This window comes from Duganella caerulea (assembly GCF_040362985.1).
GTDB lineage: Bacteria > Pseudomonadota > Gammaproteobacteria > Burkholderiales > Burkholderiaceae_D > Rugamonas > Rugamonas vulcania.
Genome location: NZ_BPWJ01000008.1, coordinates 21,364 through 36,873 on the forward strand (window position 1 = coordinate 21,364; position 15,510 = coordinate 36,873).

The 15,510-nt window shown below is 68.1% G+C and carries 11 protein-coding genes; 2 read left to right on the forward strand and 9 right to left on the reverse strand.

The window, feature by feature from the left end; all coding sequences use genetic code 11:
• Positions 1-96: 96 nt before the first annotated feature.
• Entirely contained in the window at positions 97-1,065 is a 969-nt protein-coding gene (locus tag ACUJB0_RS22475; protein WP_444847164.1) for an alpha/beta fold hydrolase, read from the forward strand.
• A gap of 27 nt (positions 1,066-1,092) precedes the next feature.
• On the opposite strand, the gene ACUJB0_RS22480 is transcribed toward ACUJB0_RS22475, so the two are convergent.
• The 8 genes from ACUJB0_RS22480 to ACUJB0_RS22515 all read right to left on the reverse strand — a co-directional run bounded on the left by ACUJB0_RS22480 (position 1,093) and on the right by ACUJB0_RS22515 (position 11,532).
• The gene (locus ACUJB0_RS22480; protein WP_444847165.1) at positions 1,093-2,310 is read right to left on the reverse strand and encodes an aminotransferase class I/II-fold pyridoxal phosphate-dependent enzyme; all 1,218 of its coding nucleotides are present in this window, start codon (positions 2,308-2,310) and stop codon (positions 1,093-1,095) included.
• Between the two features lie 74 nt (positions 2,311-2,384).
• Complete coding sequence (locus ACUJB0_RS22485) at positions 2,385-3,761, reverse strand: sensor histidine kinase (RefSeq protein WP_444847166.1); 1,377 nt, start codon at positions 3,759-3,761, stop codon at positions 2,385-2,387.
• Positions 3,758-4,474, reverse strand: coding sequence for a winged helix-turn-helix domain-containing protein (locus tag ACUJB0_RS22490; RefSeq protein ID WP_444847167.1), 717 nt, complete (start codon positions 4,472-4,474; stop codon positions 3,758-3,760). The genes ACUJB0_RS22485 and ACUJB0_RS22490 overlap by 4 nt, the downstream gene beginning before the upstream one ends.
• A gap of 201 nt (positions 4,475-4,675) precedes the next feature.
• A complete protein-coding gene (locus ACUJB0_RS22495) occupies positions 4,676-5,806 on the reverse strand; it encodes a glycosyltransferase family 4 protein (protein ID WP_444847168.1) in 1,131 nt (376 codons plus the stop codon).
• Positions 5,807-5,824: 18 nt separating this feature from the next.
• The gene (locus tag ACUJB0_RS22500) at positions 5,825-7,012 is read right to left on the reverse strand and encodes a glycosyltransferase family 4 protein (RefSeq protein ID WP_444847169.1); all 1,188 of its coding nucleotides are present in this window, start codon (positions 7,010-7,012) and stop codon (positions 5,825-5,827) included.
• A 2-nt stretch (positions 7,013-7,014) separates the two neighbouring features.
• Positions 7,015-7,932 carry an NAD-dependent epimerase/dehydratase family protein gene (locus tag ACUJB0_RS22505; protein ID WP_444847170.1) on the reverse strand — a complete coding sequence of 306 codons (918 nt, stop codon included), beginning with the start codon at positions 7,930-7,932 and terminating at the stop codon, positions 7,015-7,017.
• A 9-nt stretch (positions 7,933-7,941) separates the two neighbouring features.
• On the reverse strand, positions 7,942-8,985 hold the full coding sequence (gmd, locus tag ACUJB0_RS22510; protein WP_444847171.1) for a GDP-mannose 4,6-dehydratase: 1,044 nt from the start codon (positions 8,983-8,985) through the stop codon (positions 7,942-7,944).
• A 228-nt stretch (positions 8,986-9,213) separates the two neighbouring features.
• Positions 9,214-11,532, reverse strand: a complete 2,319-nt coding sequence (locus tag ACUJB0_RS22515; RefSeq protein ID WP_444847172.1) for an NADP-dependent malic enzyme — start codon at positions 11,530-11,532, stop codon at positions 9,214-9,216.
• A 300-nt stretch (positions 11,533-11,832) separates the two neighbouring features.
• On the opposite strand from ACUJB0_RS22515, the gene thiL reads away from it, so the two are divergent.
• Positions 11,833-12,801, forward strand: coding sequence for a thiamine-phosphate kinase (thiL, locus tag ACUJB0_RS22520; RefSeq protein WP_444847173.1), 969 nt, complete (start codon positions 11,833-11,835; stop codon positions 12,799-12,801).
• Here thiL and ACUJB0_RS22525 read toward each other — a convergent pair.
• Positions 12,786-15,392, reverse strand: a complete 2,607-nt coding sequence (locus tag ACUJB0_RS22525; RefSeq protein ID WP_444847174.1) for an EAL domain-containing protein — start codon at positions 15,390-15,392, stop codon at positions 12,786-12,788. The two genes, thiL and ACUJB0_RS22525, sit on opposite strands and share 16 nt — an antisense overlap.
• Positions 15,393-15,510 lie beyond the last annotated feature (118 nt).

Below are 15,510 nucleotides of genomic sequence, written 5' to 3' on the forward strand. Positions count from 1 at the left end.
GCAAAGTTGCAGTCCCATCCTGCACGTATGGGCGTTTCCAAGCCGGCCGGACCTGCCTACCATGAGACTCATCACCACTCAAAAAGGAAACACATCATGTCCAGCAAAACCCTCGATACCTCCCGCCGTTCCGCCATGACCGGCGCCGCGGTCGCAGCCGCCGCGGCGGTCGCCCTGCCGCTGGCCGCCGTCAGCGGCGACAGCCAGGCCGCAACCGGCAAGGTGCAGAAATCGGTCAGCACCATCACCACCCGCGACGGCGTCGAGATCTACTACAAGGACTGGGGTCCGCGCACCGGCCAGCCAGTCATCCTGAGCCACGGCTGGCCGCTGAACGCCGACAGCTGGGAATCGGCAGCCTTCCACCTGGCCAACAACGGCTTCCGCGTGATCACCCATGACCGCCGCGGCCACGGCCGTTCGAGCCAGCCGTGGGACGGCAACGACATGGACCACTACGCCGACGACCTGGCCCAGCTGATCGAGGCGCTGGACCTGAAGAACATCATCCTGGCCGGCTTCTCGACCGGCGGCGGCGAGGTGGCGCGCTACGTCGGCCGCCACGGCACCAAGCGCATCGCCAAGCTGGGCCTGATCTCGGCCGTGCCGCCGCTGATGCTCAAGACCGACACCAACCCCGGCGGCCTGCCGATGGAAGTGTTCGACGGCCTGCGCGCAGCCTCGGTCGCCAACCGCGCGCAGCTGTACCTGGACCTGGCCTCCGGCCCGTTCTACAACTACAACCGTCCGGGCGCCAAGCCGTCGCAGGGCATCATCGACGCCTGGTACGCGCAGGGCATGCAGGCCGGCCACAAGAACACCTATGACTCGATCAAGGCGTTCTCGGAAACCGACTTCCGCGACGACCTGAAAAAGTTCGACAAGCCGACCCTGGTCATCCACGGCGAGGACGACCAGATCGTGCCGATCAACGCGGCCGGCCGCGCCTCGGCCGCCATCGTCAAGCACGCCAAGCTGATCACCTATCCCGGCGCGCCGCACGGCCTGACCGACACCCACAAGGACAAGTTCAACGCCGACTTCCTGGCGTTCGCCCAGTCCTGATCTGGTGGCGCGGGTGGCGGTGCGGACTCAGGCCAGCCGTGAGGCCCGTCCGGCCAGCTGCGCCATCACCCGCACCACATGGTCGATCTGCGCGCCGGTGTGGCCGGCGTTCATCATGAAACGCAGCCGCGCCTGGCCCACCGGCGCCGCCGGGAACTGCACCGCCTCGACCTGGATGCCCTCCTTGCGCAGCGCGATCGCGTGGCGCTGGCAAGCCTCGGCCTCGCCGACCAGCACCGGCAGGATCGGCGTCTGCGTCGACACGAAGGTATAACCCAGCGGCGCCATCCGCTCGATGAAGTAGCGCTGGTTGTCCCACAGGCGCTGGCGCCGCTGCGGTTCCTCTTCCAGCACATCCAGCGCCGCCAGCAGCGCGGCCGCCTGGCTGGGCGGCGGCGGGCGGCTGTAGCCATACGCCGCGCTGGTGAGCCGGATCACGTCCGCCATGTCGCGCTCGACCGCGACGAAGCCGCCGCTGGCGCCCAGCGCCTTGCCCAGCGACCCCATCTGCATCAGGCACGGGCTGTGGCAGTCGAAGTGCTCGGCCGTGCCGCCGCCGTGCGCGCCCAGCACGCCGGTGGCGTGGGCGTCATCAACGTACAACAGCGCGCCGTGCTGCTCGGCCAGCGCCACCAGCGCCGGCAGCGGCGCGATCGTGCCCTCCATGCCGAACACGCCGTCGCTGACGATGACCGGCGTCGCGCCCTCCTCCGCCCCCGCCTTCAGCAGCGAGGCCAGGTGGTCCATGTCGCCATGGCGGTAGTTGTAGCGCAGCGCGCCCGACAGCTGGATGCCCTCGCGGATGCTGACGTGGTTGCACTCGTCCGAATAGTAGGCGTACTTGTGGCGCTTGCGGGCGCGGTAGCCGTGCAGGCGCGCCAGCGTGGCGGCCTTGACGATGGACGACAGCACGCCCAGGTTGGCCATGTAGCCGGAGGCGAACAGCACCGCGTCGCTCTTGCGCTGCAGCGCCGCCAGGCGGTCCTCCAGCGCGCGGTAGACCGCCAGGTCGCCGCCGTGCAGGCGCGATTCGCAGTTGCCCGCGCCGTGCCGCTCCAGGCCGTCCTTGGCCGCCGCCGTCACGCGCGGATGGCTGGCCAGCCCCAGGTAATTGTTGCTGCTGAACGACACCACCGGCTCGCCGCCGGCCATGAACGCCGGGTCCGGCAGGGTGCCGGGCAGCTGGCGGTCGGGATGGACCGGGTGCTGCTTGAGCCAGTCGGCGATGTCGCGCAAGTCGTGCATGGTGAAGAGGGATTCCGTGAGTAACCGTCCATGCTAGCGCGGACCGGCTTGCGGCCACATTACCGATCGGATAGCTAGTTGGACGGCGACAACGGCAGCAGGATGCGCGCGACCAGCCCCGGCGCGCCATCCTCCAGCACCAGCTCGCCGCCATGGGCCAGCGCGGTGGCGCTGACGATGGCCAGCCCCAGGCCGTTGCCCGGCAGGTGGCGGCTGTCGTCGAGGCGGTAGAAGCGCCGCGTCACCTTGCTCCGCTCGGCCTCGGGGATGCCGGGGCCGTCGTCCTGCACCGCGATCGAGGCCAGGCCGCCGCGGTACACGCCGGCCCGCACCCGCACCGCGTGGCCCGGCCCGGCGTACTTGATGGCGTTGTCCAGCAGACTGGCCACCGCGCTGGCCAGCAGGTTGCGGTCGCCGTCCACGTACAGGTGCTCGGGCGCGTCCACCGTCAGGGCCACGCCGCCGTCCTCGGCGCTGGCCTCGTACATCTCGCCGATGTCGCGGGCGATGTGGCCCAGGTCGAGGCGTTCGAACAGGCGGCTGCGCATGCCCGATTCGGCCTCGGCGATCTGCAGCAGGCGCTCGAACAGCCGTATCAGGTCGTCGATCTCCTCGATGGCGTCGCGCGCGGCGCCGGCCAGGCGCGGCACCGTGGCCTCGGAGCGCAGCGCGTCGTCAAGCTTGCTGCGCACCCGGCCCAGCGGCGTGCGCAGGTCGTGCGCGATGGCGTTCGAGACGTGGCGGATGCCGTCCATCAGCAGCTCGATGCGGTCCAGCATGCGGTTGATGTCGCGCCCCAGCAGCGCGAACTCGTCGCGCCCGCGCACCGGGATGCGCGAGCTGAGGTCGCCCGCCTCGATGTGGGCGGCGGTGCGGCGGATGGTGCCCAGGCGCCGCTCGACCAGGCGCCGGAACAGCAGCGCGCCGGCCACCGTCAGCAGCAGCGACACGCCGGCGCCGGCCAGCAGCGCGCGCCAGATCACGCCGCGCACCGCCTCCTGCTCGCTCAGGTCGCGCCCGACGATCAGCAGGCCGCCGCCGTCCAGCGGCCGCAGGTACAGCCGCGCCGGCGCCTGGTGGCGGCCGCGCGCGACCACGGTGCTGAGCAGTTCGGGGCCGTCGCCGGCACGCGCGGCGGCGGCCGGCAACGGGCCAAGGTTGCCGGCCAGCGGCGTGCCGTCGGCCGCCAGCAGTTCGAAGAGCTCGCGATCGCTGTCGATGCCGTCGTCCAGCAGGCGCCGCACCTCGGCCGACAGCGCGCCGTGCGGCTGGCCGCCGGCGCGCGCCACCAGCCGGTCCGACTGCGCCATGATGCGGCCGTCGATGTCCTGGTCCAGCACGCCCACGGTGCCGCGGTAGAACACCGCCGACACCAGCACGATCGAGGCCGTGCCCAGCAGGCCGTAGCCCAGCACCAGCCGGGCCGCGATCGAGGCGCGCAGGTCGATCACTGGGCGGCGCCGCCGGCCGGCCCGGCGTCCTCGGGCGGGATCGGGCCCATGCGGTAGCCGACGCCGCGCAGCGTGTGGATCAGCATGACGGGGAAGTCCTTGTCGACCTTGGCGCGCAGGCGGCTGATCTGGACGTCGATGACGTTGGTCTGCGGGTCGAAGTGGTAGTCCCACACCGATTCAAGCAGCATGGTGCGGGTCACCACCTGGTTGACGTTGCGCATCAGGTACTCCAGCAGCCGGTATTCGCGCGGCTGCAGCGTGATGACCTTGGCGCCGCGCGTCACGCGCAAGGTGCGCAGGTCCAGCTTGAGGTCGGCCACCTGCAAGGTCGAGCTGTCGGCGCCGGGCGCGCTGCGCCGCTGCAGCGCCTCGATGCGCGCCAGCAGCTCGGAAAAGGCGAACGGTTTGGATAAATAATCGTCGGCGCCGCCGCGCAGGCCGCTGACGCGGGCGTCGATCGAGGTCAGCGCGCTGACGATGATGACCGGGGTCTGCTTGCCCAGCGCGCGCAGCTTGTCGACGATGGACAAGCCGTCGATGCGGCCCGGCAGCATGCGGTCGAGGATGATGATGTCCCAGTCGCTGCCGACCGCGAGGTCGAGGCCGTCCGGGCCGTTGTCGCAGGCGCTGACCAGGTAGCCGGCCTCGCGCAGGCCCTTGCAGATGTAGTTGGCCGTTTCGGCTTCGTCTTCAATAACCAGGCAGCGCACGCGGATCTCCGGGATTCAGGATGGTGCGGTATTCTACCTCGTGGCGCGCGGGCGCTGGTGGTGAACTCCCGCCCGGTCGACGTCGTTGCGTCGCACAGGGGGTGGCGCCGGCTTGGCGGCGCCGACTTTGAGGACCATCGGCGGGGCGCGGAGTTCGACCGCCATCATAGCCGCGCCCGCCATCGGCGGCCTTGCGCCAGATCAAGCGGCAGGCCGGCCCCGGCCGGCGGCCAACTCGGCGTACAGCGCGTGGTAGTTGCGCGCCATGGTCTCGGCGGTGAACAGCTCCCAGTAGCGGGCCTCGGCGCGCCGGCCCATCTCGGCGGCGCGCTCCGGCTGCTCCCACAGCGTGCGCATGGCGGCGCCGAAGGCGGCCGGATCGTCCGGCGGCACCACCAGCCCGGTCTCGTTGTCGATGTTGATGTAGGTGGTGCCGGTGCCGATCTCGCTGGAGATCATCGGCTTGCCGTACATCGCCCCCTCCAGCAGCGAGATGCCGAACGCCTCCGAGCGCAGGTGCGACGGGAACACCATCGCGTAGCTCAGCTCCAGCAGCGCCACCTTGTCCAGCTCCTCGACCGCGCCGACGAAGATCACGTGCGTCAGGCCGAGCCGGCGCGCGTGCTCCTTGAGCTCCTGCTCGATCGGGCCGGCGCCGACGATCACCACCGGGTAGTCCAGGTTGGCCATGGCGTCGAGCAGGATGTGCAGGCCCTTGTAGTAGCGCAGCACGCCGACGAACAGGAAGAAGCGCTCGCCGCAGCGCGCGCGCCACTGGTCCTTGAGCGACTCGGGCGGCTGCGGATAGATCGTCTTGTCCAGGCCGTAGGTGATGGTCCGGGTCTTGTGCTCGAAGCGCTTGAGCACCGGCGACGAGGCCAGGTAGTTGGGCGAGGTGGCGACGATGGTGTCGACGTTGCGCAGGAAGCCGCGCTTGAGCGGGCCGTACACGCGCAGCAGGTTCTTCTGGCGCACGATGTCCGAGTGGTAGGTCACCACGCTGGGCTTGTCGATGCGCGCCAGGAAGTGGGCCAGGTCCATGAACGGCCACGGGAAATGGTAGTGGATCACGTCGGCGTCGCGCGCCAGGCGCGCCAGCTGGCGGATCGCCCCGGCCGAGAAGCCGGTGGAGGCGATCTCGAAATCGAGCCGCGCACGGTGCACGGTGTGGCCCTCGAATTCGATCCTCGCCGGGCCGCGGTCGCGCGTGAGCGTGAGCACCTCGTTGCGCACGCCGAGGCGGCTGGTGCCCACGCACAGCTGGCGGATCACCTGCTCGATGCCGCCCCAGGTGTCCGGGTAGTAGGTCTTGTAGAAATGGAGGACGCGCATGGCAGCTTCAGTGATGCTTCAATTGGACAGGACGTCGCGGTACACCTCGACGGTGCGGCGGGCGGCGGCGTCCCAGGTCAGCTCCAGCGCGCGGCGGCGGCCGGCGGCGATGCAGCGCTGGCGCAGCGCATCGTCGCGCGCCAGCGTGGTCATCGCGGCCGTGATCTCCGGCACCGACAGCGGATCGAATTCCAGCGCCGCGCCCTGTGCCACTTCCGGCAGCGAGGTGGCGGTGGAGGTGGCCACCGGCACGCCGCTGGCGAACGCTTCCACCAGCGGCAGGCCGAAGCCCTCGTGCAGCGACGGGAAGATGAAGGCGCCGGCGCCGGCGTAGATGTGGTGCAGCTGGGCGTCGTCGGTCAGGCGGCTGAGCCAGACCACGTTCTCGCCGCGCTGGCCGGCGGCCTTGATCCGCGCCACCAGCTCGTCGCTGAGCCAGCCGGGCGCGCCGACGATCACCAGCTGGCGCGCGGCGCGCAGCACCGGTGGCAGCGCCAGGTAGGCCTCCAGCAGGCGGCCGACGTTCTTGCGCGGCTGCAGCGTGCCGACGAACAGGAAGTAGCCGGCGCGCAGGCCGTGCAGCGCCAGCGTGGCGTCGCGCGCCTCGGCCGGCGGCGCCTCGAACCATTCGGGACGCACGCCGTGGTGCACCACGCTGATCTTGCGCTCGTCGACGCCGAAGTGCTCGACCAGCTCGCGGATCGAATAGTGCGAGCCGGTGATCACATGCTGGGCCTTGCGCGCGGCCTTGATCTGCAGCCAGTTCTTCAGGCCGCGCAGGCGCGGCGTGCACCACTCGGGATGGGCGATCGGCACGGCGTCGTGCAGGGTCGCCACCACCGGGCAGTCCATGCGCACGATGCGGTAGTCGGTGGCGTGGAACAGGTCCAGCGGCGCCGCGCCCTGGCCCGCCAGGCCGCGCACGCTCATCCGCACCGAGGACGGCAGCACCAGGTCGGCCAAGGTCGCGCCGCGGAAGGAGCGCGGCAGCGCGCGCCCCACGTGAACGCGGCTGGCGTCGCCGCCGGGCGCGAAGGACAGCGGCTGCACCTCGGCGCCGGCATGCGGCAAATGTTCGAGCAGCGCGCGGCTGTACACGCCCAGGCCGTCGAGGCGGCCGCCGGTCAGCGTGGTCTCGGCGGTGGTGGTGGACAGGCCCACCCGCACCGGGCTGGCGGCCTTGGTGTCAGTCTTGGTGTCGGCCATGCTCACGCCGTGTACATCCAGCGCAGCGTGTCGGCCAGCGGCACCGTGTCCAGCGGGCCGATGGCGGCCAGCAGGCGGCGGTTGTCGCCGACCAGGCGCACCACTTCATTGGCTCGCACGAAGGCCGGGTTGACGTGGACGTTGATCGGGTAGCCGGCGATGTCGGCCATCATGGCCAGCGCCTCGCCCAGCGAGTACGCGTGGCCGGAGCAGATGTTGAAGGCCTGGCCGGCCACCGAGGGACCGGCGGCCAGCAGGCGGCGATAGCTTTGCGCCACCATCCGCACATCGGAGAAATCGCGCCACACGTGCAGGTTGCCCAGCTCGATGTCGGCGGCGCGGCGGCGGAAGTGCGAGACGATCTTCGGCAACAGGAAGTTCTCGTGCTGGCCGACGCCGGTGTAGTTAAAGGGACGCACCACGATCAGCGGCAGCTTGTCCCGCCACAGGCGCGCCATGTACTCCATGGCCAGCTTGCTGACCGCGTAATCGTTGGCCGGCGCCGGCGGCACGTCCTCGCCGATCACGCCGGCGTCGGTGTTGCCGTAGATGTTGGCGCTGGAGGCCAGCAGCACGGCCGATGGTTTATGCTCGCTGGCGGCCAGCGCCTCCAGCAGGTTGCGGGTGCCGGCAACGTTGACGCGGTAGATCTGCTCGACGTCGCCGTGGCCCACGAAGGCGATCGCGGCCAGGTGGGCCACCACGTCCGGACGCACCTGGGCCACCATGTCGGCCAGGCCGGCGCGGTCGTTCAGGTCGACGGCGAACTGGCGCTCGCCGGGCGCGTGGCCGGGTGTGATGGTGCCGTAGACTTCGTAGCCGGCCGCGCGCAGCTCCTGCTCGACGTAGCGGCCGGTGAACCCGGACAGCCCCGTGACCAGGGCGCGCTTGCCGGCGCCCTCCATGCCTTCAGCAGCCATCGCGGTTCCTTAGAAGGAGAAGCCGGCTTTGTTGCGGCGCAGGTCGGCCTCGACCATCATCTGGCACAGCTGCTCCAGCGTGGTCTGCGGCTTCCAGCCCAGTTCCTTGAGCGCCTTGGCCGGATCGCCGATCAGCAGCTCCACCTCGGCCGGACGGTAGAACTTCGGATTGACGCGCACCAGCACCTTGCCGGTTTTCTTGCAGGTGCCGATCTCGTGGTCGGCTTCGCCGCTCCACTCCAGCGCCACGTCGACCGCCTTGAACGCCATGCTGACGAAGTCGCGCACGGTTTCGGTACGATTGGTGGCCAGCACATAGGTGTCCGGCTCATCGGCCTGCAGGATGCGCCACATGCCTTCGACGTATTCCTTGGCGTAGCCCCAGTCGCGCTTGGCGTCCAGGTTGCCCAGTTCCAGCACGTCGAGCTGGCCCAGGTGGATCTTGGCCACCGAGTCGGTGATCTTGCGGGTGACGAACTCGCGGCCGCGCAGTGGCGACTCGTGGTTGAACAGGATGCCGGAGCAGCCGAAGATGCCATAGGACTCGCGGTAGTTCACGGTCATCCAGTGGGCATACAGCTTGGCCACGCCATACGGGCTGCGCGGGTAGAACGGGGTGTCTTCCTTCTGCGGCACGGCCTGCACCTTGCCGAACATTTCCGAGGTCGACGCCTGGTAGAAGCGGATCTTCGGATTGACGATGCGGATGGCTTCGAGCAGGTTGACCGGGCCGACGCCGGTGATTTCCGCCGTGGTGACCGGCTGTTCGAAGGACACGCCGACAAAGCTTTGCGCGGCCAGGTTGTAGACCTCGTCCGGCTGCGCGGATTGCAGCAGGCGGATGTTGGAGCCCAGGTCGGTCAGGTCGTATTCCACCAGCTTGAGATTCGGATGCGACTGGATACCCAGTTCCTCGATCCGCCAGAAATTCACCGAGCTGGTGCGGCGATAAGTGCCGGTGACCTCGTAACCTTTTTCCAGCAACAACTCGGCCAGATAAGCGCCGTCCTGGCCGGTGATGCCCGTAACCAGGGCTCTTTTTATTTTATTCATGGTGAATAGCAATCCAAATCATGGGTGACTTTACAACCCGCTATTGTAACAGAGCACCTGAGCCGCACTTCTCACCAATTATGTCAATTACATCCCTTACATCTTGTTACCAATCGATAAAAAATGGGGTCAAGTCTGACATCCGGACACGAGCACAACCGTAGCAGCGCGCTACGGTTGTGCTCGTGTCCGAATGTCAGACTTGACCCCAAATTGCTTTTTAGACTTTTAGACTTTGCGCTGGGCGACCGCGTCCACCACGCACAGCGCGGTCATGTTGACGATGCGGCGCACCGTGGCCGATGGCGTCAGGATGTGCACAGGCTTGGCGCAACCCAGCAAAATCGGGCCCACCGCGATGCCGTTGCCGGCCGCCGTTTTCACCAGGTTGTAGGCGATGTTGGCGGCGTCGATGTTCGGCATCACCAGCAGGTTGGCGTCGCCCTTGAGGCTGGTGCCAGGCATGATGGAGTTGCGCAGCTTGGAGTCCAGCGCGGTGTCGCCGTGCATCTCGCCGTCCACTTCCAGCGCCGGGTCGAGCTGCTTGACCAGCTCCAGCGCGGCGCGCATCTTTTGCGCCGATTCGCTGTTGGACGAGCCGAAGTTCGAGTGCGACAGCAAGGCCGCGCGCGGCGACAAACCAAAACGGCGCATCTCTTCCGCAGCCATCACGGTGATCGCCGCCAGTTCCTTGGCATTCGGGTTTTCGTTGACGTGGGTGTCGACCATCACCAGCTGGCGCTCAGGCATGATCAGCACGTTCATCGCGGCGTACACGCAGGCGCCTTCGCGCTTGCCCAGCACCTGGTCGATGTAGTGCAGGTGCAGCTGGGTGGTGCCGAAGGTGCCGCAGATCATGCCGTCGGCGTCGCCCTTCTTGATCATCATGGCGCCGATCAGCGAGTGGCGGCGGCGCATTTCCAGCTTGGCGTACTCCTGCGTGACGCCCTTGCGCGCGGTCAGCTCGTAGTAGGCCTGCCAGTAGTCGCGGTAGCGCTCGTCGTGGTCGGGGTTGATGACGTCGAAGTCCACGCCCTGCTTCAGGCGCAGGCCGAATTTGTTGATGCGCGTTTCCAGCACGGCCGGACGGCCCACCAGGATCGGACGCGCCAGCTTCTCGTCGACGATCACCTGCACCGCGCGCAGGATGCGCTCTTCCTCGCCCTCGGCGTAGACAATGCGCTTGAGGTCGGACGCGGTCTTCTTGGCCACCTGGAACAGCGGCTTCATGAAGGTGCCGCTGCGGTAGACGAATTGCTGCAGGCTGTCGGCGTACGCTTGCAGGTCCTTGATCGGACGGGTGGCGACGCCGGAATCCTCGGCCGCCTTGGCCACGGCCGGGGCGATCTTGATCAAGAGGCGCGGGTCGAACGGCATCGGGATCAGGTACTCGGGGCCGAACGACAGGTTGGTGAAGCCGTAGGTGGTGGCGACGATGTCCGATTGCTCGGCGTGCGCCAGCTCGGCGATCGCGTGCACCACGGCGATTTCCATCTCACGCGTGATGGTGGTGGCGCCGCAGTCCAGCGCGCCGCGGAAGATGTACGGGAAGCACAGCACGTTGTTGACCTGGTTCGGATAGTCCGAACGGCCGGTGCAGATGATGGCGTCGCCGCGCACGGCCTTGACGTCTTCCGGCAAAATCTCCGGGTTCGGGTTGGCCAGCGCCAGGATCAGCGGATTGGGCGCCATGGCCTTGACCATGTCCTGCTTGAGCACGCCGCCGGCGGACAGGCCCAGGAAGATGTCGGCGTCGCTGATCACTTCGGCCAGGGTGCGGGCCGTGGTGTCGCGCGCGAAGCGTTCCTTGTCCGGGTCCATCAGTTCCTTGCGGCCCTTGTAGACCACGCCGGCCAGGTCGGTGACGTAGATGTTTTCCAGCGGGAAGCCGAGGTCGACGATCAGGTCCAGGCAGGCCAGCGCGGCAGCGCCGGCGCCCGACACCACCAGCTTGCAGTTGGCGATGTCCTTGCCGACGTACTGGATGCCGTTCATGATGGCGGCGCCGACGATGATGGCGGTGCCGTGCTGGTCGTCATGGAAGACCGGGATCTTCATGCGGTCGCGCAGCTGGCGCTCGATGTAGAAGCACTCGGGCGCCTTGATGTCTTCCAGGTTGACGCCGCCGAAGGTCGGCTCCAGCGAGGCGATGATGTCGACCAGCTTGTCGGGGTCGGATTCGTTGATCTCGATGTCGAACACGTCGATGCCTGCGAATTTCTTGAACAGCACGCCCTTGCCTTCCATCACAGGCTTGGCCGCCAGCGGGCCGATGTTGCCCAGGCCCAGCACGGCGGTGCCGTTGGTGATCACGGCCACCAGGTTGCCGCGCGCGGTGTATTTGTAGGCGTTGGCCGGATCGATGACGATCTCTTCGCATGGCGCGGCCACGCCCGGCGAGTAGGCCAGCGCCAGGTCGCGCTGGTTGGTCAGTTGCTTGGTCGGCGTGACGCTGATCTTGCCGGGCGTCGGGCACTCGTGGTATTCGAGCGCCGCGAGGCGCAATTGTTGACGAAGTTCTTCTTTTTTATCAGATGACGAATCCATGCTGTGCGGCCTTCCTGTTTGTACTGTCGGAAAGCTTCCGATTTTATCAGACCAATTCTTTCAATTAAGTAGGTATTTTCACCAACAGCTATGACGGATATCAGCATTATTTATGATTCAATGCAACAAAAACCGAATTTTTGACGTTTTTAGCGGCAATAACCTATCAATAGCTCCAATATAATCAATTTTCCGCAGTTATAACTATTTTGCATCAGCCGATGAAAATTGATTGAAAATATCAATTAACCAAGAGCAACGCCCAGCGCCGGTCCTGCCGCTCTTCAGTACAATAGCGGCATGCTCTCCGAATTCGACCTCATCCAGGAATACTTCCAGCGCCCGCAGCACGCGGCCCGCGCCACGCTCGGCATCGGCGACGATTGCGCCCTGCTCACGCCCACGCCCGGCATGCAGACGGCGATCTCGTCCGACATGCTGGTCGAGGGCCGCCACTTCTTTGCCGGCGAGGATGCGGCCCGCCTCGGCCACAAGGCGCTGGCGGTCAACCTGTCGGACCTGGCGGCCATGGGCGCGCGCCCAGTTGCTTTTACCCTCGCCCTGGCGCTGCCGTCCGCCGACCGCGACTGGCTGGCCGGCTTTTCCAAGGGCCTGTTCGCGCTGGCCGACGCCTATAACATCGAGCTGATCGGCGGCGACACCACCAAGGGCCCGCTCACCATCTGCATCACGGTGTTCGGCGAGCTGCGGCCGGGCCAGGCGCTGCGCCGCAGCGCGGCCCTTGCCGACGACGACATCTGGATCTCCGGCACCCTGGGCGACGCCCGCCTGGCGCTGGCCGGCTACCGGCTGGAGCAATCGATGGACGCGGCCAGCCTGCTGGCGGCCGCCGTGCGCATGCACACGCCGACGCCGCGCGTGGCGCTGGGCATGCTGCTGGCCGAACAGGGCATCGCGCACGCGGCGATCGACATCTCGGACGGCCTGGTGGGCGACCTCGGCCACATTCTCAAGCAGTCGTCGATGGGCGCCACGCTGGACGTGGACGCGCTGCCGGCCGGCGCCGTGCTGGCCACGCGCGAGACGGATCTGCGGCGCGCCTTCGCGGCGGCCGGCGGCGACGATTACGAACTGTGCTTCACCGCGCCGGCCTCGGCGCGCGCGGCGGTGCTGGCGGCGGCCGCCAGCGTGGCCACGCCGGTCACGCGCGTGGGCCGCATCGAGGCCGCGCCCGGCCTGCGCCTGGTGGACGCGGCCGGCGCCCCGCTCGACCTGCAGCTACAGAGCTTCGATCACTTCACTTCCTGAAGCGCGGTCACGTCCTCGCCCGGCTCGCCCGCGTGGCGCCCGCTGCCGTGCAACAGCCAGTAGTGGTGGAACGCCAGCCGGATATTGTCGCGCAGCTGCGTGTCGTCCCACGGCTTGGTGTAGAAGCGGTAGATGGCGCCGCGGTTGATCGAGTCGATCACCGCGTCCAGCCCGGTGTAGCCGGACAGGATGATGCGTATCGTCTCCGGATACATCTCCTTGACCTTGCTGAGGAACTCGGTGCCGCTCATGCCCTGCATGCGCTGGTCGCACACGATCACCTGCACCGCGTGCAGCGCCAGCATCTCGAAGCCCTCGGCCGGCGTGGCCGCCGTCAGGATCTGGTAGCCGTCGCGGCGGAACAACCGGTGCAGCGAGGACAGCACGTTGACGTCGTCGTCGACGATGAGCAGGGTCTGCGCCGGCTGGCCCGGCTTGGCCACGTCGGGCGGCAGGCCCTGGCCGGACTGCACCAGCGCCGCCATGTCGGCCGGCGCCACCGGCCGGCTGAAGAAATATCCCTGGATCTCGTCGCAGCGGCTGCGCCGCAGGTATTCGAGCTGGGCGCGCGTCTCCACCCCTTCCGCGATCACCCGCAGCTTCAGGCTGTGCGCCATGCTGATGATGGCCTGGGCGATGGCCGCGTCGTTGGGGTTGGTGGTGATGTCGCGCACGAAGGCGATGTCGATCTTCAGCTTGTCGATCGGGAAGCGCTGCAGGTAGGCCAGCGACGAATAGCCGGTGCCGAAGTCGTCGATCGCCACCTTCAGGCCCAGCGCCTTCAGGCTGGACAGCACGCTGATGGTGCGCTCGGTGTTGGACATCAGCGCGGTCTCGGTGAGCTCCAGCTCCAGCAGCTCGGGCGGGACGTCGTGGCGCAGCAGCGCGCTGCGCACCACCAGCTCCAGGTCGCCCTCGACGAACTGGCGGCTGGCGACGTTGACCGCCACCCGCACCGGCCCGGTGTCGCTGCGCAGCCAGGCGCCGATCTGGCGGCAGGCGGCGTCGATGATCCAGGCGCCGACCCGCACGATCAGGCCGGTATCCTCCAGCACCGGCACGAACTCGGCCGGATACACCAGGCCGCAGCCGGGCCGCTGCCAGCGCAGCAGCGCCTCGGCGCCGGCCATCTGGCCGGTGTGCAGGTTGACCTTGGGCTGGTAGTACAGCAGCAGCTCGTTGTGCTCGAGCGCGCGGCGCAGCGCCATCTCCATGTCCAGCCGCGCCAGCACCTGCACGTTCATGCCGGCGGTGAAGAAGCGGTAGCCGTCGCGCCCGGCCTGCTTGGCGCGCTCCATCGCGGTGTCGGCGTACTTGACCAGCGTGTGCGGATCGGTGGCGTCGTCCGGGTACATGGCGATGCCGATGCTGGCGCTGAGCGCGGCCGGATGGCCGTCCAGGTCGAACGGCTGGCGCAGCGCCTCGCGCACCTCGTTGGCGGTGTGCACCGCGTCCTGCTGGTCGCGCGTCATGGTCAGGATCAGCGCGAACTCGTCGCCGCCCATGCGCCCGACCGTGTCGCGGAGGCGCACGCATTGCACCAGCCGGTTGCTGAACTGGCGCAGCAGCTCGTCGCCGGCCGCCGCGCCCAGCGAATCGTTGACGTTCTTGAAGCGGTCCAGCGCGATGAACAGCACCACGATGCGCCACGACTTTTCCTGCGCCAGCGCGATGGCGTCGGCCAGCGTCTGGAAGAACAGCGTGCGGTTGGGCAGGCCGGTCAGGCTGTCGTAGTGGGCCATGTGCTGCAGCAGTTCCTCGGCCTGGCGCCGCTCGCTGATGTCGCGCGCCACGCCCAGCAGGATGTCGGGCTGGCCGGGACGGCGCAGCAGCTGCCAGTACAGCTCGACCGGCACGGCGCACAGGTCGCGCCGCATCAGCTCGAGCTCGATCATCTCGGGCGCGCGCGCCGGGCCCAGCGCGGCGGCGTAGTCGGCCAGCCCGGCGGCCCGCTCGCACAGCGCGGCCGGCGCGCCCAGGCCGATGCGGCTGGCGGTCTGGCCCAGCATCTCGGCGCGCGGATAGCCCAGCATGCGGCAGGCGCCGTCGTTGACGTCGACCAGCTCGGCGCTGCCGGCGTCAAGCAGGAAGATGGCGTCGGCGGTGGCGTCCATCGCGCTGCGGAAGCGCTGCAGCTCGGCGGTGCGCTCGCGCACGGTCTGCTCGAGCCGCGTGTTGTAGCTGCGCGTTTCGCGGTGCAGCAGGCGCACCTCCAGCATGTTGCCGATGCGGGTGAGCACCTCGACCGGGTCGAAGGGCTTGCTGACGAAGTCGCGCGCGCCCAGCTCCAGCGCCTTGATCTTGTGGTCGGGCTGGGCCGTGACCACCAGCACCGGCAGCCAGGCCTCGGTCTCCAGCGGGCGGATCGCTTCCATCACGTCGAAGCCGCTCATGCCGGGCATCTGCATGTCCAGGATGATCAGGTCGTACTGGTGCTCGGCGTGCCAGCCGGCCACCACGCGCGGATCGGTGGTGGAGCTGACCGCCGTGTAGCCGGTGGACTTGAGCAGGAACTCCAGCAATTCCACGTTGACCGGCTGATCGTCGACGATCAGGATGCTGGCGTTGAAGATGTCGGTCTGGCTGATCATGAGATGCGCCTCCGTATGGCCCTCGGGGAGCCGGCGTCATGGCCGGTTCGGACCGCTTACTACTACCTGGCAAGCTTAACAGTTTGCCCGTTTGGCGGCGCACGGCTGCAATGGTTGG

What these genes read in the sequence shown, in the direction of transcription:
- ACUJB0_RS22475 (WP_444847164.1), top strand. Translation starts at nt 97, where the DNA reads ATGTCCAGCAAAACCCTCGATACCTCCCGCCGTTCCGCCATGACCGGC.
- ACUJB0_RS22480 (WP_444847165.1), bottom strand. Translation starts at nt 2,310, where the DNA reads ATGCACGACTTGCGCGACATCGCCGACTGGCTCAAGCAGCACCCGGTC.
- ACUJB0_RS22495 (WP_444847168.1), bottom strand. Translation starts at nt 5,806, where the DNA reads ATGCGCGTCCTCCATTTCTACAAGACCTACTACCCGGACACCTGGGGC.
- ACUJB0_RS22500 (WP_444847169.1), bottom strand. Translation starts at nt 7,012, where the DNA reads ATGGCCGACACCAAGACTGACACCAAGGCCGCCAGCCCGGTGCGGGTG.
- ACUJB0_RS22505 (WP_444847170.1), bottom strand. Translation starts at nt 7,932, where the DNA reads ATGGCTGCTGAAGGCATGGAGGGCGCCGGCAAGCGCGCCCTGGTCACG.
- gmd (WP_444847171.1), bottom strand. Translation starts at nt 8,985, where the DNA reads ATGAATAAAATAAAAAGAGCCCTGGTTACGGGCATCACCGGCCAGGAC.
- ACUJB0_RS22515 (WP_444847172.1), bottom strand. Translation starts at nt 11,532, where the DNA reads ATGGATTCGTCATCTGATAAAAAAGAAGAACTTCGTCAACAATTGCGC.
- thiL (WP_444847173.1), top strand. Translation starts at nt 11,833, where the DNA reads ATGCTCTCCGAATTCGACCTCATCCAGGAATACTTCCAGCGCCCGCAG.
- ACUJB0_RS22525 (WP_444847174.1), bottom strand. Translation starts at nt 15,392, where the DNA reads ATGATCAGCCAGACCGACATCTTCAACGCCAGCATCCTGATCGTCGAC.